Source organism: Streptomyces sp. NPDC107538, assembly GCF_055657445.1.
Genome location: NZ_JBVKAY010000019.1, coordinates 1 through 24,608 on the forward strand (window position 1 = coordinate 1; position 24,608 = coordinate 24,608).

The window sequence follows — 24,608 nt, forward strand, 5'->3', positions numbered from 1 at the left end:
AGGACCCTAGACAAGTCCCATCGTTGCAGGTCAGGAGCACTCTCCGCTTATTTGATCAAGCCTCGGACACCCCACCCCGTGAAAGCGCGAGGTTAAGTAGCATGTTGCGTGAGCCCCGCGTCGGCGCCGCGGGGTGACGGGGGAAACCGCTGGGGGGAGCGGTCATGGCAATTCACACACGCTTGCGAACATGTCTGTTTTTGGTGGGCGTACTGCTCCTGAGCGGGTGCGGCGACTCGGCCCCCTCACTGCTCGCGGTGAAGGCGGTGGCAGCGGGGGTACCGGCTCTCGCCCCCTTCTTCGACGAGGGCGAACAGCTGGGCCGGGACGCGCCAGACCTGCGGGCCCTTGAACCGCACAGCGGTCTTCAGCAGGGCAACACCTCTGGTCTGTACGGGGGCACACAGAAACCGAAGATCTGCGACGTGGGCAAGCTGGAGGATTTCCTCACCGCTCCGGAAAACAAGAAAAAGGCTCAGGAATGGGCCCGGATCGTCGGGATCGATGTCGACGGAATCGAACGTTATCTTGACGAACTCACACCCGTTCTCCTGCGCCACGACACCCTCGTGAAGAACCACGACTACAAAAAGGGCAAGGCCCTCCCCTTCGACGCGTTGCTCGAAGCCGGTATCGCGGTTCTGGTCGACGATCAGGGTCTGCCCGCCGTGAAGTGCAGCTGCGGGAATCCACTGCGCGCGTTCGACGAGAACCCCGAGCACATCGAGGTGGAGTTCGCCGGCGACCACAAGAAGTGGAAGGGCTACGACAAGTCCCGGGTGGTCGTCGTCAAGCCCGCTCCGGAGCAGTTGAAGGAGATCAAGCTCGTCGACGTCGAGGACCCGGACCAGGGCATCAGCCGGGAGGTCGGCACCACGGGCGAGGCCGACACGACGTTCGACACGCGGGTGCGGCAGGCCGTGCCGAAGGTGCGCGGGATGACCTTCGGCGAGGCGAGCGCGGCCATGGCGGACAAGGGGCTGGCGGTGACCGTCGCCGGGGACGCGCTGCCGCCGGGTGACGCGCCGGTGACCGGGTCGAGCCCCGGGGCGGGCACCGAGCTGGAGTTCGGGGCGGCGGTGGCCCTGCATGGGGAGTGGCCGGGCAGGGCCTCGGAATCGGACGAGGGAGCGGATGAGACGGACGGTTCTTCCCCCGACGGCTCTTCCTCCGACGGCTCGTCGTCGAGCGGTGACTCGTCGAGCGGTGACTCGTCTGGTGGTGACTCGTCGGGTGGGACCTCGCCGGGTGGGGAGTCCCCGTCGGAGACCGGCCCTACGTCGACGGATCGCGACACGGCACCGTCGAGCGGGGGTTCCTCCCCTACGGACGACGGGTCGTCGCCCACGGATTCGCCCCCTCCCCCTCCCCCGTCGACGGACGGCACCTCACCCGCGCCACCGCCGTCGCCGACCAAGCCCTCTGAGCAACCGTCGCCGGAGCCCACGCCCACGTCCGCGCCCACCTCCGCCGTTCCGCCGACGCCGCCCAGCCCCAGCAGGTCGACCCGGCCGCCGCCGACACCCGACCCCGACCCCACCCCGCCGGACGACAGTGGCCCGCCCACCGACACCCCGACCACGAGCGCTCCCGATCCGACGAGCGCGCCTCCGGACGACCCTGTCGGGGAATCGGCCCGGTTCATGTGGATCTGACGGAACTGAATTCCGGGAGTGACCGATGCAGTCAGGAGCACCGCATTCGGGAGTCGGCCGGGTCATCGCTGACCGCTATCTCCTGCTGAACCGGCTGGGCAGCGGCGGTATGGGCCATGTCTGGCTGGCACACGACCGGCAGCTGGACTGCGAGGTGGCGCTCAAGGAGATCGTGTTCCGCAATCCGGGCGAGGCCGAGCGGGAGCGCACGGCCCGGGTGGCCCGCGCCCGCGCCGAGGCCCGGCACGCCGCCGGGCTGCGCCACCACCCGAACGTGGTCACCGTGCACGATGTCCTCGAACACGACGAACTGCCGTGGATCGTCATGGAGTACGTGCCCGGCGCCCTCGACCTGAAGGCGCTCGTCGCCCAGCGCGGGGCCCTCGCGCCCGCCGAGTGCGCCCGGATCGGGCTCTGCGTGCTGGACGCGCTCACCGCCGGGCACGAGCGCGGCGTCATGCACCGGGACGTCAAGCCCGCCAACATCCTGCTCGCCCCGGACCGCACCGGATCGCCGTACGCGCGCGTGCTTCTCACCGATTACGGCATCTCCGTCCAGCCCGACACCCAGGAGACCCGCTACACCCGCACGCATGTCCTGGTCGGCACCGCCGGGTATCTGGCGCCGGAGCGGGCGCAGGGCGGGCCGCCGACCGCCGCGTCCGATCTGTTCTCGCTGGGCTGCACGCTCTACCACGGCGTCGAGGGGTACGGGCCCTTCGACCGCGACTCGGAGATCGCCGCGCTGACCGCCGTCGTACTGGAGGAGCCACGGCCCATGCTCCGGGCGGGCGCGCTGGAGCCCGTCCTGGCCGCCATGCTCACCAAGGACCCCGTACGCCGAATCACCGCCGCCGAGACCGAGGCGGCGCTCTCCGTGATCGTCACCCCCCAGGCCCACCCCCGCACCGAACCCGACCTGGGCTCGCAGCCGCACTGGGCGAACGAGGCCACGCACACGGCGGAGCGCGAGATCCTCGCTTCGCGGGCGCCCCACGCGACACCGTGGCACGCGCCGACGCCCGCGCCGCAGCCTCCCCCCGCCCGACCGGCGACCGGAACCGGCGGGCACCCCCGCGACCGCCCCCGCCGGCACCGGGGCCGGGCCCTGCTCGCCGGTATGGCCACCACCCTCGGGCTGGCCATGGTGGTCGGCGGGATCTGGTGGGCGACGGGCAACCTCAAGGAGCTGCCGGGCGGGCTGGGCGGCAGCGGCGACACCCTGAGCACCCAGCTGCCGTACGGGAGCACCGTGGGGCTGACCGAGCCGCTGCGGGACGGCGACTGTGTGGATGTGACCTGGACCGACACCCCCTTCACGGACGCCGCCCGGCTGCGGATCGTGCCCGAGTGCGTGGGGCGCGCGATGGACGGACAGGTGATGGCCTCCTTCGAGGTGTCGTCCGCCGAGGACGCCCGCACGGCCGGGGCCGCCCGATGCGAGCAGCTGACGGTGGAGGCCCGCGAAAGGCTCGTGGACTTCCGGACCTACGCCGTCCTGCCCACCGACGACGGCTTCGACGCCGCCGGGCATCGGGTCGCCTGTCTGCTGCTGGGCACACGCAGGCCGGTCTACGGGCCGATCGGCGACTACCGGACCGTGGGCTCCGCGGTGCTCGTCGATGTGGCCACCCTGCAGAAACAGGACTGCCTCGACCCGATCTCCGGCAACAAGATCCGGCTGGTCTCCTGCCGGGACCGCCACCGGCAGAAGGTGCTCGGCTTCCACCAGATGGACCCCGACACCACCTACGAGGACGCCCAGGACCAGGCTCTCGACGCCTGCCGGGAGAACCTGCCGCCGCAGCAGTACGGCTATGAACCCGGTCTGACGGGTTCCGGTTTCTGGATCAGCGAGGACGGCTGGAAAAAAGGCGCACATTTTGTCGTCTGCACTGTCATTTCCGGTAGTGGAGGCACCATGGAGGGAGAAGAAGCCTGAGGAAGGGTGTTGCGATGCCCGGTTCGACGAAGGCCATGGGGGTGCTCACCGTCGGTGGGCTGGTCGCGGTGACGGCCTACTCGGTGGCGCTAGGCAGCAATGGCTGGCTGTGGTTCGGATGGGTCGTCCTGGGTTTGCTGACCCTGGGGATGGTGGCGTCCCGCACCTGAGGCTCACACCTGGTGACCCTCAGGCCCGCGGTATTCCCCCGTCCGGGTGTACGCCCGGCTGGTACTTCGGCAGCCGGGCGGTGATCTTCATGCCCGCGCCGACCGCGGTCTCGATGACGAGGCCGTGGTCGTCGCCGTAGACCTGGCGGAGCCGCTCGTCGACATTGCTCAGGCCGATGCCGCCCGAGGGGCTGGTCTCGCCGGCGAGGATACGGCGCAGCACCTCGGGTTCCATGCCGACGCCGTCGTCCTCGATGACGACGAGCGCCTCGGCGCCCGCGTCCTGGGCGGTGATGCTGATGTGGCTCTTGCCCTCGGCGTTCACCGTGGTGCCTTCGAGGCCGTGCTTCACCGCGTTCTCCACGAGGGGCTGGAGGCAGAGGAAGGGCAGGGTGACCGGCAGGACCTCGGGGGCTATCTGGAGTGTGACCGAGAGCCGGTCGCCGAAGCGGGCCCGGACCAGCGCCAAGTAGTGGTCGATGGCGTGCAGTTCGTCGGCGAGGGTGGTGAAGTCGCCGTGCTTGCGGAACGAGTAGCGGGTGAAGTCGGCGAATTCCAGCAGGAGTTCACGGGCGCGCTCGGGGTCGGTGCGGACGAACGAGGCGATCACCGCGAGCGAGTTGAAGATGAAGTGCGGGGAGATCTGGGCGCGCAGGGCCTTGATCTCGGCCTCTATCAGGCGGGTGCGGGACTGGTCGAGGTCGGCCAGTTCGAGCTGGACCGAGACCCAGCGGGCGACCTCGCCGGCGGCCCGGACGAGGACGGCGGACTCCCGGGGCGCGCAGGCGACGAGCGCGCCGTGGACCCGGTCGTCGACCGTGAGGGGGGCGACGACGGCCCAGCGCACCGGGCAGTCCAGGATGTCGCAGGTCAGCGGGAAGGCCTCGCCGCGGCCGGTCTCCAGGGGGCCCGCCAGCCGGCCCATGATCTCGGCGCGGTGGTGCTCCGCCACGCCCTCCCAGGCGAGGACCGACTCGTGGTCGGTGAGGCAGAGGGCGTCCGTGCCGAGCAGGGTGCGCAGCCGCTTGGCGGATCTGCGGGCCGTCTCCTCGGTGAGTCCGGCGCGCAGCGGGGGCGCGGCGAGGGTGGCGGTGTGCAGGGTCTGGAAGGTGGCGTGCTCGACGGGGGTGCCGAGGCCGCCCAGGCTGTTCCGGGGGTGGGCCGTACGCCGGCCGAGCCAGAACCCGGCCGCGAGCAGCGGCAGTACGGCCACACAGAACCCCGCGAGGAACCCGGTCACTTCAGCGCTCATCGCTCACCTCCTGCAATGGGTACACCGCTCGCGGCTCGTGGGTTCCCTTCCGTCGCTGCCGACCCGGGCCCGGCCCGGCCCGTGCGCGTCCTCACCCCCGCCACAGTTCGACCTCCTTGGTCGCCGCGCGGGTCCGGCCGCCGACGAGTTCCTCGGGGAGGTGGAAGCGGGCCAGGATCGCCGGGGTCTCGGGCGGGACCTTGCCGGGGGTGGCCAGGGACACCAGGACCATCGTGAGGAAGCCGAGGGGGACGGACCAGAGGGCGGGCCAGGCCAGCAGGGCGTGCAGGGTGCCGGTGCCGGGGTATCCGGCCATGGTCGCGGCGACCGCGAGGAGGGCCGCGCCGCCGCCGACGAGCATGCCCGCGGCGGCGCCCGGCGGGGTGAGGCGGCGCCACCAGATGCCGAGGACGAGCAGCGGGCAGAAGGAGGAGGCGGACACGGCGAAGGCGAGACCGACCGCGTCGGCGACGGGCAGCCCGCCGACCAGGCCGCTCGCGGCGAGCGGTACGGCCATGGCGAGGACCGTGCCGAGCCGGAAGTGCCGTACGCCCCGTGCGGGCAGCACGTCCTGGGTGAGCACGCCCGCGACCGCCATGGTCAGCCCCGACGCGGTGGACAGGAACGCGGCGAAGGCGCCGCCCGCGACCAGCGCGCCGAGCAGGTCGCCGCCGAGGCCGCCGATCATGCGGTCCGGGAGGAGCAGGACGGCCGCGTCGGCGTCGCCGGTGAGGGTGAGGTCGGGGGCGTAGATCCTGCCGAGCGCTCCGTAGAGCGGCGGGAGGAGATAGAAGAAGCCGATCATGCCGAGGACGACGACGGTGGTGCGGCGGGCGGCGACGCCGTGCGGGCTGGTGTAGAAGCGGACGACGACGTGGGGCAGGCCCATGGTGCCGAGGAAGGTGGCGAGGATCAGTCCGTAGGTGGCGTACAGGGGGCGTTCCTCGCGGCCCGCGGCGAGGGAGGTGGACATGCCGCCGTTGGTGCCGCGGTCGGCGACGGGGACGGTGTCGCCCTCGGTGAAGGTCAGGCGGGTGCCCCGGTCGATGCGGTGAGTGCCGGTGGGCAGGTCGACGCGCCGGTCGTCGTAGCGGCGGCCGTCGATGGTGCCGGAGGCGGTGACGGTCAGGGGACTTTCGAGCTTCAGGTCGAGGGTCTCGTCGACCCGGACGACACGTTGTTCGCGGAAGGTCGCGGGTTCGTCGAAGGCGTGGCGCGGGGCGCCGTCGCCCTGCCAGGCGAGGACGAGGAAGAGCACGGGGACGAGCAGGGCGGTGAGCTTGAGCCAGTACTGGAAGGCCTGGACGAAGGTGATGCTGCGCATGCCGCCGGCGGCGACCGTGGCGGCGACGACGACGGCGACGATGACTCCGCCGAGCCACTCGGGGGCGTCGGTGAGCACGTTCAACGTCAGTCCTGCGCCCTGGAGTTGGGGCAGGAGGTAGAGCCAGCCGACGCCGACGACGAAGGCGCCCGCGAGCCGCCGTACGGTCTTGGAGGCGAGCCGGGCCTCCGCGAAGTCGGGCAGGGTGTAGGCGCCGGAGCGGCGCAGCGGGGCGGCGACGAAGAGCAGGAGGACGAGGTAGCCGGCGGTGTAGCCGACCGGGTACCAGAGCATGTCGGGGCCCTGGACGAGGACGAGGCCGGCGATGCCGAGGAAGGAGGCGGCGGAGAGGTACTCGCCGCTGATCGCGGCCGCGTTGAGGCGGGGGCCGACGGTGCGGGAGGCGACGTAGAAGTCGGAGGTGGTGCGGGAGATGCGCAGGCCGAAGGCGCCGACGAGGACGGTCGCGACGACGACGAGGGCGACCGCGGGGACGGCGTAGTTCTCGTTCACGGGTTCACTGTTTCCGTCGCCTCAGCGGTCCTCGACGAGCCGGACCAGGTCCTGTTCGTTGCGTTCGGCGCGGCGTACGTGCCAGTACGCGAGGAGGACCAGGGGTGGGTAGACGCCGAAGCCGAGGAGGGCCCATTCCAGGCCGGCGCCGTCCGGCATCGCGGCGAAGACCAGGGGCAGCGGGGCGACCAGCAGGACCAGGACCGTGAACACGGCGAGGGCGGCGCGGAGTTGGCTGCGCATGAGGGAGCGGACGTAGGTGTGGCCGAGGGTGGTCTGTTCGTCGATCTCGGTGCGGGGGCGCTGGTGGCCGGTGGCGCGCCGGGTGCGGCGGGGCACTCCGGTGACGACGACGCGGCGGTCGGCACGGCGCTCGGCGGGGCGGTCGGCACGGCGCTCGGCAAGGCCGTCGGCGGGGCGTCCCGTGGGGTCGTTCGGCATGGCGGCTCCTCAGCCCGTGGTCCGGCGCATCAGCAGATCGCGCAGCTCGCGGGCGTGCCGGCGGCTGACCTGGAGTTCCACGGGGCCGACGAGGACGCTGACCGTGCCCGCGTCCAGGCGGAGTTCGCCGACGTGCCGCAGGGCGACGAGATGGCGGCGGTGGATGCGGACGAACCCGCGTGCGCGCCAGCGCTCTTCGAGGGTGGAGAGCGGGATGCGGACGAGGTGGCTGCCCTGGGGGGTGTGCAGTCGGGCGTAGTCGCCCTGGGCCTCGACGTGGGTGATGTCGTCGACGGCGACGAAGCGGGTCACCCCGCCGAGTTCGACGGGTATGTGGTCGGGGTCGGGTTCGTGGACCGGTATCGGCGGGGCCGGGGCGGTGGTGGCCTCGCGGAGCTGGGCGGCCCGGCGGATCGCCTCGGCGAGGCGTTCCCGGCGGACGGGCTTGAGGACGTAGTCGACGGCCTTGAGGTCGAAGGCCTGGACGGCGAAGCCCTCGTGCGCGGTGACGAAGACGACCAGCGGGGGCCGGGCGAAGCCGGTGAGGAGACGGGCGAGGTCGAGGCCGTCGAGTCCGGCCATGTGGATGTCGAGGAAGACGACGTCGATCGCCTCGGGCCCGTCGGGTCCGGACTCCAGGGCCCGGTTGATCCGCCGCAGAGCCTCGGTGGCGTCGCTGGCGCCCTCGGCGCTGCCGACGCGTGGATCCGCGTTCAGCAGGTAGAGCAGTTCCTCCAGGGAGGGTTTCTCGTCATCGACGGCGAGCGCGCGCAGCATGAACGTGGAGTGTAGGAGCAATTCGCACGCATGCACACGGGCGCACGCCGGAGGGCTTCGCGCCGGGGGCCGTGAGCCCCCTCGCTGGATACAGTGCCCGCATGAGCAGCAAGTCCGCGGCGTTCGACGAACTCGACCGCAAGATCATCACGGCGTTGATGGCGAACGCGAGGACCAGCTTCGCCGAGATCGGCTCGGACATCGGTCTTTCGGCCACCGCGGTGAAGCGGCGGGTGGACCGGTTGCGGGAGACCGGGGTCATCACGGGCTTCACGGCCACGGTGCAGCCGGCCGCGCTCGGCTGGCGCACGGAGGCGTACGTGGAGGTGTACTGCGAGGGCGCGGCGCCGCCCCGGCGGCTCGCGGAGGTGGTGCGCAACCATCCGGAGATCACCGCGGCGATGACGGTGACCGGGGGCGCGGACGCGCTGCTGCACGTACGGGCGGTCGACGTGGAGCACTTCGAGGAGGTGCTGGAGCGCATCCGCACCGAGCCGTTCATCCGGAAGACGATCAGTTACATGGTGCTGTCGCATCTGCTGCCGGAGGCTCCGGAGGCCGGGGCGACCCAGGACGCAGCGAACGTGCGTTGAGCCGCTTCAACACGCAGCATTACTGCGCGAACACGCAACGTTCGTTTCTTGTCGTGCGCCTGGCCTGATTCCTACCGTGGTGTCATCCCAGCCGACACTCGTCAGGAAGCGGAGAAACCCTCTGTGCCCGACAGCCGTGTGCCGCGCCTTCGGCGCTTTCTCGTCTGTGAACCCAGACACTTCGCCGTGCAGTACTCGATCAACCCCTGGATGCATCCGGACGCCCCCGTGGACGTCGATCTCGCCCAGGATCAGTGGCAGGAGCTGATCCGCACCTACCGGACCCACGGCCACACCGTGGACAGCGTGGAGCCGGTGGCGGCGCTGCCCGACATGGTCTTCGCGGCCAACTGCGCCCTCGTCCTCGGCGGCCGGGTCCTCGGCTCGCTGTTCCACGCGCCCGAGCGGCGCCCCGAGTCCACCGCCTACGACGCCTGGTTCAAGACAGCCGGGTACGAGGTGCTGCGCTCCGAGTCGGTGTGCGAGGGAGAGGGCGACCTGGTGCCCACCGGTCGCTATCTGCTCGCCGGGACCGGCTTCCGCACGACCCGTGAGGCCCATCGCCAGGCGCAGGAGTTCTTCGGCGTCCCCGTGATCAGCCTCCAGCTGGTGGACCCCCGCTTCTACCATCTGGACACCGCGCTGTTCGTCCTCGACGACGGCGCCGACGGCTCCCCCGGGAACATCGCGTACTACCCGGAGGCCTTCTCCCCCGGCAGCCGCGCGGTCCTCGCCCGGCTCTACCCGGACGCGGTGATCGCGACCCGCGAGGACGCCATGGCCTTCGGCCTGAACTCCGTGTCCGACGGCCGCCACGTCTTCATCTCGCCCCGCGCCAAGGAACTCGCCGACCAGCTCACCCGGCAGGGCTATGTGCCCGTCCCCGTCGACCTGTCGGAGTTCCAGAAGGCCGGCGGCGGCATCAAGTGCGTCACCCAGGAGCTCCGCCCATGACCCACGCGACCCCTGAGACCGGCACGGCCCACACGGCTGTGCCCCGCACGGCCCACGTGCCCCAGGACACCCGCCGCCCCGTCCCGGCGATCCGCCCCGCGACCCCGGAGGTCCGCTCATGACCGCCCCCGTCCACACGCGTTCGTCGGCCGACCTCATCCGCGCCGAGGAGCCGGTCCTCGCGCACAACTACCACCCGCTGCCCGTGGTCGTCGCCCGCGCCGAGGGCACCTGGGTGGAGGACGTCGAGGGCCGCCGCTATCTGGACATGCTGGCCGGCTACTCCGCCCTCAACTTCGGCCACCGCCACCCGGCGCTGATCGAGGCCGCGCACCGCCAGCTCGACACGCTCACCCTCACCTCGCGGGCCTTCCACAACGACCGGCTCGCCGAGTTCGCCGAGTCCCTGGCCGCGCTGACCGGCCTGGACATGGTGCTGCCGATGAACACCGGCGCCGAGGCCGTGGAGAGCGCGATCAAGGTGGCCCGGAAATGGGCGTACGAGGTCAAGGGCGTCCCCGCCGACCGGGCCACGATCGTCGTCGCCGCCGACAACTTCCACGGCCGTACGACGACGATCGTCAGCTTCTCCACGGACCCGGTGGCCCGGGACGGCTTCGGCCCGTTCACGCCCGGCTTCCGGGTGGTGCCGTACAACGATCTCGCCGCGCTGGAGGCGGCGATCGACGAGACGACGGCGGCGGTGCTGATCGAGCCCATCCAGGGCGAGGCGGGGGTGCTGATCCCGGACGACGGCTATCTGCGCGGGGTCCGTGAGCTGACCCGCCGCACGGGCTGTCTGTTCATCGCGGACGAGATCCAGTCGGGCCTCGGCCGCACCGGGCGCACGCTGGCCGTCGAGCACGAGGACGTCCTGCCCGACGCCGTCCTGCTCGGCAAGGCGCTCGGCGGCGGCATCGTGCCGGTGTCCGCGGTGGTGGCCCGCCGGGAGGTGCTGTCGGTCCTGCGTCCCGGTGAGCACGGGTCGACGTTCGGCGGCAACCCGCTCGCGGCAGCGGTCGGCTCGGCGGTGGTCGAGCTGCTGCGTACCGGGGAGTTCCAGCGCCGGGCCGCCGACCTGGGCGGAGTCCTGCGGGACGGGCTCACGGAACTGGTCGGCCGGGGCGTGGTCGGGTTCCGGGCGCGCGGCCTGTGGGCGGGCGTCGACGTCGACCCCGCGATCGGCACGGGCCGCGAGATCAGCCATCGCCTCATGCACCACGGCATCCTCGTCAAGGACACCCACGGCTCCACCATCCGCCTGGCCCCACCCCTGACGATCACGGCAGCGGAACTCCGCTCGGCGCTGGGGACGTTGGGGAAGGTACTGGAAGAGGGCTCCTAGGGTCCGGGGTCCCCGCGCCCCGAGAGGGGCGCGGGGAACTGCGCGAGCAACCACGACGGACCCGTGCACAGCGAACCGTCCGCAGCCGGTGCGCCCCCGCCCTCAGGCCCGCAACCGGTCGAACCGAAACGGCGAGAGCACCTCGGGCCGCCTCCCCGTACGGACGTACTCCGCGAGCCACGCCCCTGTCACCGGCCCGAGCGTCACCCCCAGCATCCCGTGCCCGGTGGCCGCGTACGCGTTCTCGTGCCCCGGCACCCGGTCGACGACGGGCAGCCCGTCCGGCAGGAACGGCCGCCCGCCCACCCATGGATCGCGGATCAGCCCGACCAGGTCGTCCGGATCGTCGAACCAGCGGCCCAGATAGTGCCGGCTCGCCAGCGCGACCGCGACCACCCGCCGCCAGTCGAGCCGGTTGTTGTTGCCGCTCAGCTCCATCGTCCCGCCGATCCGCGTGGTGCCCCCGATCGGCGAGGCGACGGCCCGGCGCTCACCGAAGTACAGCGTGTGACGCGGCGCCGGATCCAGCTCCACGGAGAAGCTGTAGCCCTTGCCCGCCTGGAGAGGCAGACGGCTGCCCAGGGCGCGCAGCAGGCCGGGGGAACGCATCCCGGCCGCGACGACCACGGCCGAGCAGGGGATCTCGCCCTGCTCGGTGCGCAGCGCGGTGACCCGGCCCCCGGCGGACCGGAAACCGGTGGCCTCCGCGTTCTCGTGGACCTTCACCCCGGCGGCGGCCAGCGCCTCGCCGAGCGCGCGGGCGAAGGCCTTCGGGTCGACCACGCCCTCCCCCTCGACGAGATAGGCCGCGCGCACCTTGGGCGACAGCGCGTCGTCCAGCAGCCGGGCCTCGGCGCCCGTGGTGACGTCGTCGGGCAGCGGGTAGCGGCCGTCCGCCATCTCCCGCTGGACGGCGAGGTGGTGGCGGGCCTCGGCCGGTGACAGGAAGGCGTGCACCATGCCGGGCCGGGTGAGCGTCGTGTCGACGCCCGCCTCGCGCAACCCTTCGAACAGGTCGAACGTGGTGCGGTTCAGCTCGGCGATCGCCGCGTAGCCGTGCCGGAACGCGGCCGGTGTGCTGCTGCGCCAGAACCGCCACAGCCACCGGACGAACGCCGGGTCCGGCAGCGGCCGTAGATACAGGGGCGAGTCGGGGCGGCCGAGGGAGCGCAGGGCGTAGCGCAGGACTCCCGGGGCCGGCACCGGTGTCGAGTGGCTGAGGCAGACCCAGCCCGCGTTGCCCCGGGACACCCCGGAGCCCAGGCCGCGCCGTTCGACGACCTCCACCGGGATCCCGGCGGCGGCCAGGTAGTAGGCGGTGCACAGGCCCACGACACCGCCGCCGACGACCACGACGGGACCGTCGCCGGTGTGTGCTCCCGCAGCGGTCATGACGCGGTTCCGTAGGACGCGAGGAACTCCCGGGTGCGGGCCTGGGAGGGGGCGTCGAGGACCTCCTCGGGCCGGCCCTCCTCCACGATCCGGCCGCCGTCGACGAAGACGACGTGGTCGGAGACCTCGCGGGCGAAGGGCAGTTCATGGGTGACCAGCAGCATGGTCATGCCGTCGGCCGCGAGTTCCCGCATCACGCTCAGTACCTCCCGGGTCGCCTCCGGGTCGAGGGAGGAGGTGGGTTCGTCGAAGAGCAGCACCTCGGGGGTGAGCGCGAGGGCGCGGGCGATGGCGACGCGCTGTTGTTCGCCGCCGGAGAGCTGGTCGGGGAGGGCGAGGGCGCGGTGGGCGACCTTGACCCGGCGCAGCAGGGCCACGGCCCGCTCCAGCGCCCGCTGTTCGGGGACGCCCGCCTTGCGCTGGGCGAGGACGACGTTCTCGACGGCCGTGAGATGCGGGAAGAGGTTGAACCGCTGGAAGACCATGCCGACCGTGCGGCGCAGCCGGGCGAGGTCGCGGCAGACCGTACGGCCGCCCTGGTGCACGACCTCCCCGGCGACCTCGACGGTGCCCCGATCTGGGCGTTCCAGCAGGTTGACGCAGCGCATCAGGGTCGTCTTGCCGCCACCGCTCTGCCCGATGACGCTGACGATGCGGCCGCGGTCGACCTGCAGGCCGACGTCGTCGAGGACTAGACGGCCGTCGAAGGACTTGCTGAGTCCGCTGATGCGCACGACGGCGTCGGCCTTGTCTGTCACGGCCTTGTCCGTCACGGCCTTTTCGGGGGTGGTCGCCGACTCGGTCATACGGCACCTGCCTTCAGGTCGGCGTCGTCCCCGACCGGGGCCGGCGAGTCGGTGGCGAGCAGCGCGCGGGCCGCCGTGAGGCGTCGGCGTCGCCAGGGGGACAGGGGGACTCCCGCCCGCACCTTGCGCTCCAGCAGGAGGAGCAGTTGGGAGAGGGGATAGCAGAGGGCGAAGTAGAGGGCCGAGATGACGAGGTACACCTCCAGGGCGCGGAAGGTGGCCGAGGTGATGAGCCGGCCCTCGGACATCAGCTCGGCGGCGGAGACGGTGACCAGCAGCGAGGTGGACTTCAGCAGGTCGACGAGCATCGTGTTGGTGCCGGGCAGCGCCTGCCGTACGGCCTGCGGCAGGATGACGTGCCCGAAGATGCCCGCCCGTCCGAGGCCCAGCGCCTCCCCGGCCTCCGTCTGGCCGGCGTGCACCCCGCTGATCGCCGCGCGGAAGATCTCGGAGAGATAGGCGGCGTAGAAGACGACGAGGCTGAGGCAGCCGGCCGTGAACACGTCGAGCCGGATGCCGGCCGAGGCCAGCCCGAAGTAGGTGAGAAAGATGATGGCGAGGAGGGGGACGTTCTTGAACACCTCGGTGTAGACGGCGGCGACGGCCCGCGCGGGCCAGGCCCGGCTGAGCCGCAGCAGCGCCACCGCGAGGCCGAGCAGCACCGCCCCGGCGAAGCTCACCACCGTGTACGAGATGGTGCGCCAGAGCGCGTCGAACAGGTCGGACCGGTAGTCGGCCCAAGGGACTTCGAAGAACCCGGCGAGATCGGACATGTCAGCCCCTCACTCGGCGACGGACGGCGGGGTCCAGTTCTGCGGCCGGTCCACGCCCCGGCGCGCGGTGGCGACATCGGCGGCCGGCACGAGGAACTGCTTCGGGTCGCCGCCGTACTTCTCGACCAGCTCGGCCATCTCGCCGTCGGTGTACATGGCGTCGATCTCGGCGGAGATCGCCTTCTCCAGCTTGGTGGCCTTCTTGGGCAGGTAGAAGCCTGTCTGGTACGGCTGGAAGTAGGCGTAGGCGGGGTTCGCCTTCACCTCGGCGGCGCTCGGCGGGGTCAGGTACTGGGTGCTGATCTTCAGCTCGGGGCGTTCCTTCTGGGCCGCGATGATGATGAGCGGGTCGAGGAAGCCGACGTCGACGCGGCCCGCGCCCAGGTCGTCGAAGACGCCGTTGGCGTCGGGGTAGGCGTGCAGCTTCGCGTCCGGGACGGCCTGGATCGACTTGACCCAGACATAGCCCTCGACGGTCCCGAGGTCGAGTCCTTTCAGATCGTCGACGGTCCGGTACGTCTTGCCGCTGCGGACGGCCATCGCCGGGGGCGAGTAGTAGGGCGGGTCGGTGAACAGGCCCTGCTTCTGTCTGTCCGCCGTCCAGGCGACCCCGCCTATCGTGATGTCGACGCGGCGGGACTGCACCCCGGCGAGCATGCCGGCGAAGTCCGTGACCTGCGGCTCGACCGTGAGACCGAGCTTCTCGGCCACCCTGTCGAGGATGTCGCCGTCCAGGCCGACGATCTTGTCGCCCTGGACACTGGTGTACGGCGCGTACGGCTGGACGGCGACCTTGATGACACCGAGGGTGAGGGTGCCCAGCGCGGCGGTCTTGGCCGACACGTTCTTCGGGCCGTCGTCGCCGTCCCCGCCACAGGCGGCGACGGTGGACAGCAGGAGGGTGGCGGACAGGGCGGCGACGAGCGAACGCAGACGGTTCATCGGGGTGGGCCTTCCAGATCGGCCTGCGGAACCCGCCGTTCACCGCGGTGTGCCCCGGCGGGAGGTGATGGGCCCAAAGGCTACGAGCGTGCCGGTCGCGGGTCACTGTTCGCTTCGTACGGACTTGTGGTGGGCAGCACCCCCCGCGCTGTACGGTTCGTCCAGCTCCGGTCCATCCCCCGACGGGAGGAACACCCGTGCTGAGCCCGTCACTCGCGCAGGAGATCGCCGGGGACACCTCCGCGGTCATCGGTTTCAACGTGCTGATCACCGATGCGGAGGGCATGGTCATCGGCAGCGGCGACAGCAGCCGGGTCGGCACCTTCCACGAGGCCTCCGTGGAGGTGATCCGTACACAGGAACCGGCCGCGCACAGCGCCCCGGAGGCCCTGCGGCTGCGGGGTGTGCGCCCCGGGATCACCTTGCCGCTGGTCACGGACGGGCAGGCGGTGGGCACGGTCGGGATCACCGGGACCCCTGCCCAGGTCCGGCGGTTCGGTCTGCTGGTGAAGCGTCAGACGGAGATCCTGCTGCGGGAGTCGGTGATGCTGCGCTCCCGGCTGCTCGCCGAGCGGGCGGCCGAGAAGCTGTTCACCGACCTCGCCTCGTACGACCCCCAGGTCGTCGAGGGCGACTTCCTGCACTTCCGCGCCGCCGAGCTGGGCTTCGATCTGCGGCTGCCCCGGGTCGCGGTGGCCTTCGAGGTGACCGTGGCCGGACCGGGCGGCCGCCGGCACGGCGGGGCGCCCGCCCAGGACATGGCGCTGGTCCGCTCGGAGCTGCTGCGCACGGTCCGCGAGGTCTTCGCCGACCCTCAGGACATCGTCGCCACCACGGCCCCCGGCCGGCTGGGGGTGCTGCACCGGCTGCGGGCCGACCGGGCGACGGCGTCCCTGGTGGCCGACTGCCGCCGGGTCGTCGATGTCATCGCCGCGCAGAACTCCCTCACGGCCCGCGCCGGGATCGGCGAACCGGCCGACTCCGTCGGCGCCCTCCACGACTCCTACCAGGACGCCTGCGACGCGCTCCGGCTGACCGCCCGGTCCCGTGCGCGCGGGGCGGGCGGCGCCCCGGTCCAGCTGATCGCCGAGCTGCGGATCCATCAGGTCCTGGCGACGGTGGGCCAGCCCGCCCGCGGCCGACTGCTCGCGACGACCGCGGCCGAGCTGCGGGCCCAGCCGGAATGGCCGGTGCTCCGCGACACGGTCACCGCGTGGTGCGAGGGCGGCTTCAACCTCGTCCGGGCGGCCGAGGCGCTGCATGTCCACCGGAACACCGTCGTCTACCGCATGCAGAAGATCGAGCAGCTCACCGGCCGGCCGCTGCGTGACCACCGCGCCACGATGGCCCTGTATCTCGCCTGCCTGTCCGACGAGTTGGGCGGCGCCCCCGAGACACCCACGCGGCCCGGGGAGACCGCGGCCGACCTGCCGGCGAGGCCCGGCCGCACCAGCTGAGCGCCGCCGGGGCGCCGGACCCGGCGGCGCTCACGGCTCGGTGGTGCGGTGGGGCCGCAGCAGGAGCAGGGCGATGTCGTCGGTGTGCCGGTCGGTGTGCCGGGTGTGGTGGACGAGGCTGTCCACGAGCTGGTGCAGGGGGAGGCCGCCGACCTCGCCGAGGTGCTCGGCGAGGTCCTCGATGGTCCGGGTGATGTCGGTGCCGGGATTCTCCACGAGGCCGTCGGTGTACAGCGCGAGAAGCGTGTCCGGGGCCAGGGACAGCGAGGTGAGCGGGTAGGCGGGGCTCCCGATGCCGATGCCGAGCGGGGGGCCGGGGCAGATGTGCACGGGGTGGGTCCGGCTGTCGGGGTGGTGCAGCAGCGGGGGCGGGTGTCCGGCGCTGGCGAGCGTGACCTGGTGGCGGGCCAGGTCGAGGTGGGCGTAGAGGCAGGACACGAAGCGGCTGGCGTGCAGGTCGGCGAGGTCGCGGTCGGTGCGGGTGAGGACCTGGTCGGGGGTGGCGCCGGCCGTGGCGTGCGAGTGGACGGCCATCCGGACCTGCCCCATGAGGGCCGCCGCCGTCATGTCGTGGCCCTGGACGTCTCCGATGACGGCCGCGGCGGTGGTGTCGGTGAGGCGGATGAGGTCGTAGAAGTCGCCGCCGATGTCCATGCCGTGGCTGGCGGGCAGATAGCGGGCGGCGACGTCGAGCCCGGTCACGGTGGGCAGCGCGTGGGGCAGCAGGGTCTGCTGGAGGGCGTGGGCGAGGTTGTGCTGGGCGTCGTAGAGGCGTGCGCGGTCCAGGGCCTGGGCGATGAGTCCGGCCAGCGGCGTGAGGATGGAGCGCTCGGCGGCGGTGAAGGGGTGGGGTTCGTTGTAGGCGAGGAGCAGACAGCCGATGGGGTGGCCGGAGCTGAGCAGCGGCAGGAAGGCCCACGCGTGCTTGTCGGTGATCTGCGGGGCCCTCGGATAGAGGAGGGACAGTTCGCCGCGGTCGGCGAAGAACGAGGAGGTGCCGGTGGTCAGGGTGCGGCCGGCGGGGGTCAGGTCGGCGTCCGTGGGCAGTCCGTCGAACAGTTCGATGACGGCGGGGTCGTAGCCGCGGTGTCCGATGATGTGGATGCGGCCGGCGTCGGCGGTGGACATGATCATGCCGTGGGCGCCGAACGCGGGCAGGATCCGTTCGGCGACCAGGTCGACGACGTCCTGGACGCCGAGGGTCTCGGTCAGCGCGGCCGCCAATGCCATCAGCAGATGGATGCGGCTGTGCGTGGGGGTGCCGGTGAAGGTCGGCTGTGCGCCGGGCGGCCGGGAGGTGGGGTCGGGGGCGATGAGGACGCTGGTGCCCGTGTCGTCGGTGTGGAGGCGGAGGTCGAGCCAGCGGTCGGGTGGGCGCAGCACGGTCAGGGCGATGGGCTCCCGGCTGCTCACGGCCGTGCGGTAGGCGTCCATGTACGCGATGTTGTCGAGCCAGGCCAGTGACTGCCACGGCTGCGTGCCCAGCAGCCGGTCGGCCGGTCTGCCGAGCAGGTCGGCGGCTGCCGCGTTCAGGTAGGTGACGCATCCGCCGAGGTCGAGGCCGAGGGCCCCGAGGGGCAGCCGTTCCACCAGCTGGGCCGCGGCGAGCCCGGACTGCGGTCTCGGCTCCGCGTGGTGGGGAGGGACGAAGCGGGGCCGGTCCGGGATGACCGGGGGGTGCGCGGAGGCGTCCAGGACGTGGGCGATCCGGCGGGCGCCGTCGGCGATGTGCCCGCGCTCGCGGCGGCTGAGGCGGGACGAACGGCCGGGGGGCCACATCAGCAGCAGTGCGCCGCGGCAGTGCCGGACGTCCTTGAGGGGCACGACCGCGAACGCGACCTGGTAGGGGATGCTCGCGGCGACGCGGGGGTAGCTGCGGGCCAGCTCGTCCAGCGAACTCACCCAGACCAGACGCTCGTTGCGTATCGCGTCCTGGCTCGGACCGTGCACGGCGAAGGGAGCCCGCCACCACGGGGCGAAGGCGTCGACCGGGATGCCGCACAGGGCGACGAGGCCGATCACGGCTTCCGCCGGGTCCAGCAGATAGACACCGCCGGACCTGGCACCGGTACGGCGCACCGCCGCCGCCAGGGTCTCACCGAGCGGATCGACCACACCCGGCTCCACACCGGACCCGGTCATGCGGCGCCACACCTAACGCCCATAAGCCGACGCTAAGCCCGCACGCGGACGACGGCATGTGGATCACGGGCACGACGGCGGGTGGGGCCGTGCGGGCGAGGCGCTGGCCGGACGCTGGACGGGGCCGCCCGACCGACTGCCGACGGACGGCCCGCTCCGGTCGATGCCGAGGAGGTGAGGAGGTGAGGAGGTGACGGGCGAGGGCGCAGCTGGACGGCTGGGCAGCCCGGCAGCTCGACGGCTCGACGGCTGGACGGCTGGGCAGCCCGGCAGCTCGACGGCTCGACGGCTCGACGGCTCGACGGCTGGGCAGCCCGGCAGCCCGGCAGCTCGACGGCTCGACGGTTGGACGGCTGGGCAGCTCGACGGCCCGGCGGCCCGGCGGCCCGGCGGCTCGACGGCCCTGCGGCCCGGCGGCTCGACGGCCCGGCGGCTCGACGGCCCGGCGGCCCGGCGGCCCGGCGGCTCGACGGCTCGACGGCCCGGCACGGTGATATCCGGCCGAGTACCGGAGCCTCGCACGGGCGCCCCGTGGCGGCCCGGGTGCCGCCGCCCCGCCGCTCCACGGCGCCGAGCGATCCCATCCGCCACCCCACCGCCGCACCTCCCCGACATGGTCCGGCCAGAAGTCCGTACGGGACGATCCGGGCGGCTCCGGGTGCTCCCGGTGACGCGGCGTGTCGGGCTACGATCAGTCGTCGACACGCGGGACGGGGCTCACCAGCGCTCATGCGCCTGACGCAACGTCAGCAAAGTTGGCCGATCCGGTAGCGCGAGGGAGACGCCGTGTTCTATTACCTGCTCAAGTACGTGCTTCTGGGGCCGCTGCTGAGACTGGTCTTCCGGCCTCGCATCGAGGGCCTCGAACACGTACCGTCATCGGGCGCGGCCATCGTCGCGGGCAACCACCTGTCCTTCTCGGACCACTTCCTGATGCCCGCGATCATCAAGCGCCGCATCACGTTCCTGGCGAAGGCCGAGTACTTCACCGGCCCGGGGCTCAAGGGCAGGCTGACGGCGTTCTTCTTCCACAGCGCCGGGCAGATCCCGGTCGACCGCTCCGGCAAGGACGCGGGACAGGCCGCCATCCGCGAGGGTCTCGGGGTGCTGAGCAAGGACGAACTCCTCGGCATCTACCCGGAGGGCACACGCTCGCACGACGGCCGCCTCTACAAGGGCAAGGTCGGCGTCGCGGTCATGGCGCTGAAGGCCGGGGTGCCAGTGATCCCCTGCGCCATGATCGGCACCTTCGAGGCGCAGCCGCCGGGCAAGGTCATCCCCAACCTCCACCCCGTCGTCATCCGCTTCGGCAAGCCCCTGGACTTCTCCCGCTACGAGGGGATGGAGAACGAGAAGGCGGTCCTGCGCGCCATCACCGACGAGATCATGTACGCGATCCTCACGCTCTCCGAGCAGGAGTACGTCGACCAGTACGCGGCCGTGGTGAAGGCGGAGGAGGCATCGGCGGCCAAGGCCGGAAAGGCGGCGAAGGAACGCAAGTTCCCGCGTATGCCGTTGAGTTGAGCAAGTCGCCGCGGGCCATGCCGAGTTGGGTGAGGCACCACAGGCGGTTCCGGGTTGGGGGAGGCACCACAGGCGGTTCCGGGTTGGGGGAGCGCGCCGGGCGGCGGGGCGTTCTGCCGGGAGCAGATCGTCACCGCGGTCGGGCGCGGGCGTCGTACGGTCGGGGGCATGACACGACGTGCTGTGGTGATCGGAGCGACGGGACAGATCGGGCGCGTGGCCGTGGGCGCGCTGGCGCGGGACGGCTGGGCGGTGACGGCCCTCTCGCGGGGCGGTGGCCGGGACGACGGCTGGCCGGAGGACGTTCGGACCGTACCGGCGGACCGGGGCGACGACGCGGCGCTGGCGGCGGCGGTCGGTGACGGCTGTGACGTGATGGTGGACGTGGTCGCGTACGGCCCCGAGCACGCCCGGCAGTTGCTCGGCCTGGCCGACCGGATCGGCTCGGCGGTCGTGATCTCCAGCGTCTCGGTGTACGAGGACGACAAGGGCCGTAACTTCGACACCCAGGCGGAGCCGGACGGCTTCCCCGCATACCCGCTGCCCCTCCCGGAGAGCCAGCGCACGATCCGGCCGGGCGAGACCTCGTACAGCACCCGCAAGGCGGGGCTGGAGCGCGAACTCCTCGCCGGGGGCGACCGGTTGCCCACGACCCTGCTGCGCGCGGGCGCCGTCCACGGCCCGCACTGCCGTACGCCGCGCGAGCTGTACTTCGTCAAGCGCAACCTGGACGGGCGGCGGCGCCGGGTCCTCGCGTACGGCGGGGAGAGCCGGTTCCATCCGGCGAGCGTCCACAACCTCGCCGAGCTGATCCGGCTGGCCGCCGCGCGGCCGGGGACACGGGCGCTGAACGCCGTCGATCCCGAGGCGCCGACCGTCGTGGAGATCGCCGCCGCGATCGACGCGGTGATGGGCGTCGAGCCGGAGAACGTCCTCGTGGACGGCCCGGCCCCCTCCCCCACCGTGGGCGACACGCCGTGGACCGTGCCGGTGCCCGTGGTGTGCGACATGGCGCTGGCGGAACGGGAGTTGGGCTACCGCCCGGTGGTGCGGTACGCGGAGTCGCTGCCGGAGACGATCGCGTGGATCGAGGACCGGCTGGCCGGCGCACGGGACTGGCGGGAGGCGTATCCCCGGATGGCCGAGGTGTACGGGGACCTGTTCGACTACGCGGCGGAGGACGCGTGGCCGGCCGGGCGGTAGGCGGGCGCACAGAAGGGAGGGGCGACCGGGTTCCTCCGGTCGCCCCTCCCTCCTCTCACACTCCTACGGCGTCGGCGTGGCGTGCGGGGCGCACTTCACGTCGGCCTTGCCCACCTTGCCGGTGAGCAGATAGGTGTCGACCCGCTCGTTGACGCACGGGTTGACCAGGCCGGTGACTCCGTGGGAGCCGGCCTTCGTCTCCGTGATCAGCCGCGAGCCCTTGAACCGCTTGTGCAGTTCGACGGCACCCTCGTACGGGGTGGCCGCGTCCCGCTCGGACTGGACGATCAGGACGGGCGGCAGGCCCTTCTTCGTCTTCACGTCCACCGGGGTGTACTGCTTGGACGGCCAGGTGGCGCACGGCAGGTTCATCCAGGCGTTGGCCCAGGTCATGAACGGGTGGTCCTTGTGCAGCCGGGTGTTGTCGCGGCCCCACTTCTTCCAGCTCGTGGGCCACTTGGCGTCGGTGCACTCGACCGCCGTGTAGACGGCGTTGCCGTTCTCGGCGGCGGCGTTGCCCGCGGTGTCGGTGAGGTCCGGGGCGGCGGCGTCGACCAGCGCCTGGGTGTCACCGGCGGCGTACTTGCTCCACACCTGGGCGGTGGGCGCCCACGCGGAGTCGTAGTACGGGGCGCTCTGGAAGAAGGAGATCAGCTCGGCCGGCCCGACGAGCCCGCCGAGGGGCTTCTTCTTTGCGGTGGCACGCAGCTCCAGCCACTTCGCCTGCACCTTGGCCTGGGTGTTTCCGAGGTGGTACGTCGCGTCGTTGGCCGCGACCCACTTCGTCCAGTCCTTCCAGCGGCCCTCGAACGCGACGTCCTGGTCCAGGTTGGCCTGGTACCAGATCTTCTCGCGGGAGGGGTTCACCACGCTGTCGACGACCATACGGCGCACATGGTTCGGGAAGAGGGTGCCGTAGACGGCGCCGATGTACGTGCCGTAGGAGACGCCGAGGAAGTTGAGCTTCTTCTCCCCCAGGGCGGCCCGGATGACGTCCAGGTCACGCGCGGTGTTCGGGGTCGTCATGTGCGGCAGCATCGCGCCGCTGCGCTTCTTGCAGCCGTCCGCGTACGCCGCCGCGAGCTTGCGCTGCTTGCGCTTGTCGGCCTCGGAGTCCGGGACCGGGTCCATCTTCGGCGCCTTCACGAACTCCTGCGGGTCGGCGCAGGAGATGGGCGCCGACTTGCCGACACCGCGCGGGTCGAAGCCCACGAAGTCGTACGCCTTGGACGTGTTGACCCACAGCGGGGCCTTGGTCGTGACCCGGCGCGGGAAGCGCAGACCGGAACCGCCCGGACCGCCCGGGTTGTAGACGAGCGCGCCCTGGCGCTCCTGCTTCGTACCGGTGCTGCCGATCCGGTCCACGGCCAGCTTGATCTGCTTGCCGTTGGGCTTGGCGTAGTCCAGCGGGACGGTGACCCAGCCGCACTTGATCGGCTTCTCCAGGCCCCAGCTCTCGGGGCAGTCCTGCCAGGCGATGCCCTTCTTCGCCGCCTTCGCGGCGGCGACCGCGACGCCCTTGGCCTCGCGGTCCTGCGCGGGAGCGTCGGTCGCGGCGCTGGCCACGGGGGCGGTGACGGCACCGGCTATCAGGGTCGCCGTGACGAGCAGTCCGGCGGAGCCGAACGCTGCCGCCCTTCTGGTCGGCCTCATACCTCTCAAGAGGGAACTCCCCGTACATAGATTCGAAGTTTCGAATGGTCACGGGGATCCTCGTGCCTGTGAGGTGCCTGAGGACAGGGGGGCGAACAGTTCTTTACTAATCCGATAACCGGTGCGGAAAGTCCCGTTCAGCGGAGGGACGACCGCGGCTCCTCGCGATCCGGAGCCGCCTCCGGGGAGCCGCTTCCGTCAACCGTCCAGCTCGGCAAGGGCCTCGTCCAGTACGCGGCGCAGCCTCAGCGCGTCCGGCGCGAGGGCGCTGACGAGGACGGCGGGCCCGGCGAGCGGGGTGAGCGCGGCGGTCTCCCCCAACACCCTCGGCGCGGGTGCCCGTTCGGCGAACTCCGGCCGTACGACGACGAGTTGCCCCAGCGCGCGGAACCCGCCCAGCACGGCGGGCCCGTCCCAGCCGCCGGGCGCGCCCGGCCCGTACCCCACCTGCTGATCGAGCAACGGCCGCCCGCCGAGCAGCACGGTGAGCCGACTGGTGAGCCGACCGGGCTCCTCCCCCACCCGTCCGAGCACCTGCTCCTCCCGGAACACCAGCCGGGTCCCGGCCGCTAGCTCCACCCGCGTCGACACCGACAGATCGCTGCCCTGCGCGGAGATCAACTGCTCGGGCAGCCACCGCAGTTCACCGCCGTCTGCGACATCGATCCGTACGTCGTAACGTGCCTCGCCCTTCGCCTGCCCCGGCAACGCGATCGTCGCGGCGGCCGACCCGACGCGCAGCCGGGCCCCCTCGCCGACCTCGGCCTCGACGGCGAACCGGTCGCCGCCGAGCGGTCCGCTCATCGCCCCGACCAACATGACCCGGGCTTCGTCGCCGCTGCCCCGGGTGCGGCGCAACGCCAGGGGTCCGTCGCTCTCCAGCACGGGCAGGGCCGTACCGCCCCGCCCGTCGGCACGGGCCGCGATACGGGCGGTGGCCCTGACGCCGGAGGTCCCTCGTGCCTCTTCCGTCACTCTCCTACCGTCCACCCCGCGAGCTTCTCCCGCACCCAGGCCGCGACGTCGCCGACCCCGGCCTCGCTCCGCAGCGACTGGAACACCACCGGCAGCTCCGCGCGCTGTGCCTTCGCGTCCGCGGCCATCCGGGCGAGGTCGGACCCGACGTACGGCGCGAGGTCCGTCTTGTTGACGACGAGCAGGTCGGCGGTGGTGACACCGGGGCCGCCCTTGCGGGGGATGTCGTCGCCGCCGGCCACGTCGATGACGAAGATCTGCGCGTCGACGAGGCCCTTGGAGAAGGTGGCGGTGAGGTTGTCGCCCCCGGACTCGACGAGGATCAGATCGAGCGGCCCGACCTCGTCCTCCAGGTCCTCCACCGCTTCGAGGTTCGCCGAGATGTCGTCCCTGATCGCGGTGTGCGGGCACGCGCCCGTCTCCACGGCCGTGATCCGCTCCGGCGGCAGCACGGCCTCGCGGAGCAGGAACTCCGCGTCCTCCCGCGTGTAGATGTCGTTCGTCACCACCGCGAGCGACAACTCCTCGCGCAACGCCTGGCACAGCGCGGCCACGGTGGCCGTCTTACCGGACCCCACGGGCCCACCGAGCCCGATCCGCAACGCGCGCCGCGTCCCGTCCACGCGGTGCGCGTCCGCGCTGAGGGCGGCGGGGCCGTCGTGGGAGTGGGTGTGATCGAGATGCATGCTGATGACTCCTGGGGGTGGGGGCGGTTTCGTTGTCGGGTGCGGGTGCGTGGGGCTTCTCGCGCAGTTCCCCGCGCCCCTTAAGGGCC

General features: G+C 72.1%; 22 protein-coding genes. 10 read left to right on the forward strand and 12 right to left on the reverse strand.

Features of this window, described 5'->3' with window-relative positions:
• Window positions 1-203: 203 nt before the first annotated feature.
• Genes ACZ7MG_RS38860 through ACZ7MG_RS38870 form a run of 3 tightly spaced genes read left to right on the forward strand, consistent with a single transcriptional unit; the run spans window position 204 to window position 3,767 of the window.
• The gene (locus ACZ7MG_RS38860; protein ID WP_471396823.1) at window positions 204-1,655 is read left to right on the forward strand and encodes a DUF6777 domain-containing protein; all 1,452 of its coding nucleotides are present in this window, start codon (window positions 204-206) and stop codon (window positions 1,653-1,655) included.
• Window positions 1,656-1,680: 25 nt separating this feature from the next.
• Window positions 1,681-3,597 carry a serine/threonine-protein kinase gene (locus ACZ7MG_RS38865; protein ID WP_471396826.1) on the forward strand — a complete coding sequence of 639 codons (1,917 nt, stop codon included), beginning with the start codon at window positions 1,681-1,683 and terminating at the stop codon, window positions 3,595-3,597.
• Between the two features lie 14 nt (window positions 3,598-3,611).
• Complete coding sequence (locus tag ACZ7MG_RS38870) at window positions 3,612-3,767, forward strand: hypothetical protein (protein ID WP_152167271.1); 156 nt, start codon at window positions 3,612-3,614, stop codon at window positions 3,765-3,767.
• Window positions 3,768-3,786: 19 nt separating this feature from the next.
• Here the strand turns inward: ACZ7MG_RS38870 and ACZ7MG_RS38875 are convergent, their stop codons facing one another.
• The 4 genes from ACZ7MG_RS38875 to ACZ7MG_RS38890 form a co-directional block, all read right to left on the reverse strand.
• The gene (locus ACZ7MG_RS38875; RefSeq protein WP_471396876.1) at window positions 3,787-5,007 is read right to left on the reverse strand and encodes a sensor histidine kinase; all 1,221 of its coding nucleotides are present in this window, start codon (window positions 5,005-5,007) and stop codon (window positions 3,787-3,789) included.
• 103 nt (window positions 5,008-5,110) lie between these two features.
• On the reverse strand, window positions 5,111-6,856 hold the full coding sequence (locus ACZ7MG_RS38880; protein ID WP_471396828.1) for a sodium/solute symporter: 1,746 nt from the start codon (window positions 6,854-6,856) through the stop codon (window positions 5,111-5,113).
• 21 nt (window positions 6,857-6,877) lie between these two features.
• Complete coding sequence (locus tag ACZ7MG_RS38885; protein WP_471396831.1) at window positions 6,878-7,297, reverse strand: hypothetical protein; 420 nt, start codon at window positions 7,295-7,297, stop codon at window positions 6,878-6,880.
• Between the two features lie 9 nt (window positions 7,298-7,306).
• Window positions 7,307-8,074, reverse strand: coding sequence for a LytR/AlgR family response regulator transcription factor (locus tag ACZ7MG_RS38890; RefSeq protein ID WP_471396834.1), 768 nt, complete (start codon window positions 8,072-8,074; stop codon window positions 7,307-7,309).
• A 101-nt stretch (window positions 8,075-8,175) separates the two neighbouring features.
• Between ACZ7MG_RS38890 and ACZ7MG_RS38895 the strand changes: the two genes are divergently transcribed.
• From ACZ7MG_RS38895 to rocD, 4 genes are all read left to right on the forward strand, one after another.
• Complete coding sequence (locus tag ACZ7MG_RS38895) at window positions 8,176-8,667, forward strand: Lrp/AsnC family transcriptional regulator (protein WP_216588426.1); 492 nt, start codon at window positions 8,176-8,178, stop codon at window positions 8,665-8,667.
• Between the two features lie 123 nt (window positions 8,668-8,790).
• Window positions 8,791-9,621: a dimethylargininase gene (gene ddaH, locus ACZ7MG_RS38900; protein WP_471396837.1), complete on the forward strand. Its 831-nt coding sequence runs from the start codon at window positions 8,791-8,793 to the stop codon at window positions 9,619-9,621.
• Window positions 9,618-9,743, forward strand: a complete 126-nt coding sequence (locus tag ACZ7MG_RS38905; RefSeq protein ID WP_471396840.1) for a hypothetical protein — start codon at window positions 9,618-9,620, stop codon at window positions 9,741-9,743. The genes ddaH and ACZ7MG_RS38905 overlap by 4 nt, the downstream gene beginning before the upstream one ends.
• Complete coding sequence (gene rocD, locus ACZ7MG_RS38910) at window positions 9,740-10,966, forward strand: ornithine--oxo-acid transaminase (protein ID WP_471396843.1); 1,227 nt, start codon at window positions 9,740-9,742, stop codon at window positions 10,964-10,966. The genes ACZ7MG_RS38905 and rocD overlap by 4 nt, the downstream gene beginning before the upstream one ends.
• Before the next feature lie 102 nt (window positions 10,967-11,068).
• Here rocD and ACZ7MG_RS38915 read toward each other — a convergent pair whose 3' ends face one another.
• From ACZ7MG_RS38915 to ACZ7MG_RS38930, 4 genes are read right to left on the reverse strand one after another with little or no spacing between them, the layout of a single operon-like run.
• Window positions 11,069-12,358 (reverse strand): NAD(P)/FAD-dependent oxidoreductase, encoded by a 1,290-nt coding sequence (locus ACZ7MG_RS38915; protein ID WP_471396846.1) that lies wholly within the window; start codon window positions 12,356-12,358, stop codon window positions 11,069-11,071.
• Window positions 12,355-13,164, reverse strand: a complete 810-nt coding sequence (locus ACZ7MG_RS38920) for an amino acid ABC transporter ATP-binding protein (RefSeq protein WP_471396849.1) — start codon at window positions 13,162-13,164, stop codon at window positions 12,355-12,357. The genes ACZ7MG_RS38915 and ACZ7MG_RS38920 overlap by 4 nt, the downstream gene beginning before the upstream one ends.
• Entirely contained in the window at window positions 13,161-13,937 is a 777-nt protein-coding gene (locus ACZ7MG_RS38925; protein ID WP_471396852.1) for an amino acid ABC transporter permease, read from the reverse strand. Before ACZ7MG_RS38925 ends, ACZ7MG_RS38920 begins: the two co-directional genes overlap by 4 nt.
• A gap of 9 nt (window positions 13,938-13,946) precedes the next feature.
• Window positions 13,947-14,879: a substrate-binding periplasmic protein gene (locus ACZ7MG_RS38930; protein WP_471396854.1), complete on the reverse strand. Its 933-nt coding sequence runs from the start codon at window positions 14,877-14,879 to the stop codon at window positions 13,947-13,949.
• Window positions 14,880-15,076: 197 nt separating this feature from the next.
• On the opposite strand from ACZ7MG_RS38930, the gene ACZ7MG_RS38935 reads away from it, so the two are divergent.
• A complete protein-coding gene (locus ACZ7MG_RS38935) occupies window positions 15,077-16,336 on the forward strand; it encodes a CdaR family transcriptional regulator (RefSeq protein WP_471396857.1) in 1,260 nt (419 codons plus the stop codon).
• Between the two features lie 30 nt (window positions 16,337-16,366).
• Here ACZ7MG_RS38935 and ACZ7MG_RS38940 read toward each other — a convergent pair whose 3' ends face one another.
• The gene (locus ACZ7MG_RS38940; protein WP_471396860.1) at window positions 16,367-18,478 is read right to left on the reverse strand and encodes a SpoIIE family protein phosphatase; all 2,112 of its coding nucleotides are present in this window, start codon (window positions 18,476-18,478) and stop codon (window positions 16,367-16,369) included.
• A gap of 786 nt (window positions 18,479-19,264) precedes the next feature.
• Here ACZ7MG_RS38940 and ACZ7MG_RS38945 point away from each other — a divergent pair.
• Together ACZ7MG_RS38945 and ACZ7MG_RS38950 are read left to right on the forward strand one after the other, a co-directional pair.
• A complete protein-coding gene (locus tag ACZ7MG_RS38945) occupies window positions 19,265-20,002 on the forward strand; it encodes a lysophospholipid acyltransferase family protein (protein ID WP_471396863.1) in 738 nt (245 codons plus the stop codon).
• A gap of 183 nt (window positions 20,003-20,185) precedes the next feature.
• Window positions 20,186-21,205: an NAD-dependent epimerase/dehydratase family protein gene (locus ACZ7MG_RS38950; RefSeq protein WP_471396879.1), complete on the forward strand. Its 1,020-nt coding sequence runs from the start codon at window positions 20,186-20,188 to the stop codon at window positions 21,203-21,205.
• Window positions 21,206-21,268: 63 nt separating this feature from the next.
• On the opposite strand, the gene ACZ7MG_RS38955 is transcribed toward ACZ7MG_RS38950, so the two are convergent.
• From ACZ7MG_RS38955 to ureG, 3 genes are all read right to left on the reverse strand, one after another.
• A complete protein-coding gene (locus ACZ7MG_RS38955; protein ID WP_471396866.1) occupies window positions 21,269-22,858 on the reverse strand; it encodes an alpha/beta hydrolase in 1,590 nt (529 codons plus the stop codon).
• 198 nt (window positions 22,859-23,056) lie between these two features.
• Window positions 23,057-23,833: an urease accessory protein UreD gene (locus ACZ7MG_RS38960; protein WP_471396869.1), complete on the reverse strand. Its 777-nt coding sequence runs from the start codon at window positions 23,831-23,833 to the stop codon at window positions 23,057-23,059.
• Entirely contained in the window at window positions 23,830-24,519 is a 690-nt protein-coding gene (gene ureG, locus ACZ7MG_RS38965; protein WP_471396873.1) for an urease accessory protein UreG, read from the reverse strand. Before ureG ends, ACZ7MG_RS38960 begins: the two co-directional genes overlap by 4 nt.
• Between the last annotated feature and the right edge of the window lie 89 nt (window positions 24,520-24,608).

What these genes read in the sequence shown, in the direction of transcription:
- ACZ7MG_RS38865 (WP_471396826.1), top strand. Translation starts at nt 1,681, where the DNA reads ATGCAGTCAGGAGCACCGCATTCGGGAGTCGGCCGGGTCATCGCTGAC.
- ACZ7MG_RS38870 (WP_152167271.1), top strand. Translation starts at nt 3,612, where the DNA reads ATGCCCGGTTCGACGAAGGCCATGGGGGTGCTCACCGTCGGTGGGCTG.
- ACZ7MG_RS38885 (WP_471396831.1), bottom strand. Translation starts at nt 7,297, where the DNA reads ATGCCGAACGACCCCACGGGACGCCCCGCCGACGGCCTTGCCGAGCGC.
- ACZ7MG_RS38890 (WP_471396834.1), bottom strand. Translation starts at nt 8,074, where the DNA reads ATGCTGCGCGCGCTCGCCGTCGATGACGAGAAACCCTCCCTGGAGGAA.
- ACZ7MG_RS38895 (WP_216588426.1), top strand. Translation starts at nt 8,176, where the DNA reads ATGAGCAGCAAGTCCGCGGCGTTCGACGAACTCGACCGCAAGATCATC.
- ACZ7MG_RS38905 (WP_471396840.1), top strand. Translation starts at nt 9,618, where the DNA reads ATGACCCACGCGACCCCTGAGACCGGCACGGCCCACACGGCTGTGCCC.
- rocD (WP_471396843.1), top strand. Translation starts at nt 9,740, where the DNA reads ATGACCGCCCCCGTCCACACGCGTTCGTCGGCCGACCTCATCCGCGCC.
- ACZ7MG_RS38915 (WP_471396846.1), bottom strand. Translation starts at nt 12,358, where the DNA reads ATGACCGCTGCGGGAGCACACACCGGCGACGGTCCCGTCGTGGTCGTC.
- ACZ7MG_RS38920 (WP_471396849.1), bottom strand. Translation starts at nt 13,164, where the DNA reads ATGACCGAGTCGGCGACCACCCCCGAAAAGGCCGTGACGGACAAGGCC.
- ACZ7MG_RS38925 (WP_471396852.1), bottom strand. Translation starts at nt 13,937, where the DNA reads ATGTCCGATCTCGCCGGGTTCTTCGAAGTCCCTTGGGCCGACTACCGG.
- ACZ7MG_RS38930 (WP_471396854.1), bottom strand. Translation starts at nt 14,879, where the DNA reads ATGAACCGTCTGCGTTCGCTCGTCGCCGCCCTGTCCGCCACCCTCCTG.
- ACZ7MG_RS38940 (WP_471396860.1), bottom strand. Translation starts at nt 18,478, where the DNA reads ATGACCGGGTCCGGTGTGGAGCCGGGTGTGGTCGATCCGCTCGGTGAG.
- ACZ7MG_RS38955 (WP_471396866.1), bottom strand. Translation starts at nt 22,858, where the DNA reads ATGAGGCCGACCAGAAGGGCGGCAGCGTTCGGCTCCGCCGGACTGCTC.
- ureG (WP_471396873.1), bottom strand. Translation starts at nt 24,519, where the DNA reads ATGCATCTCGATCACACCCACTCCCACGACGGCCCCGCCGCCCTCAGC.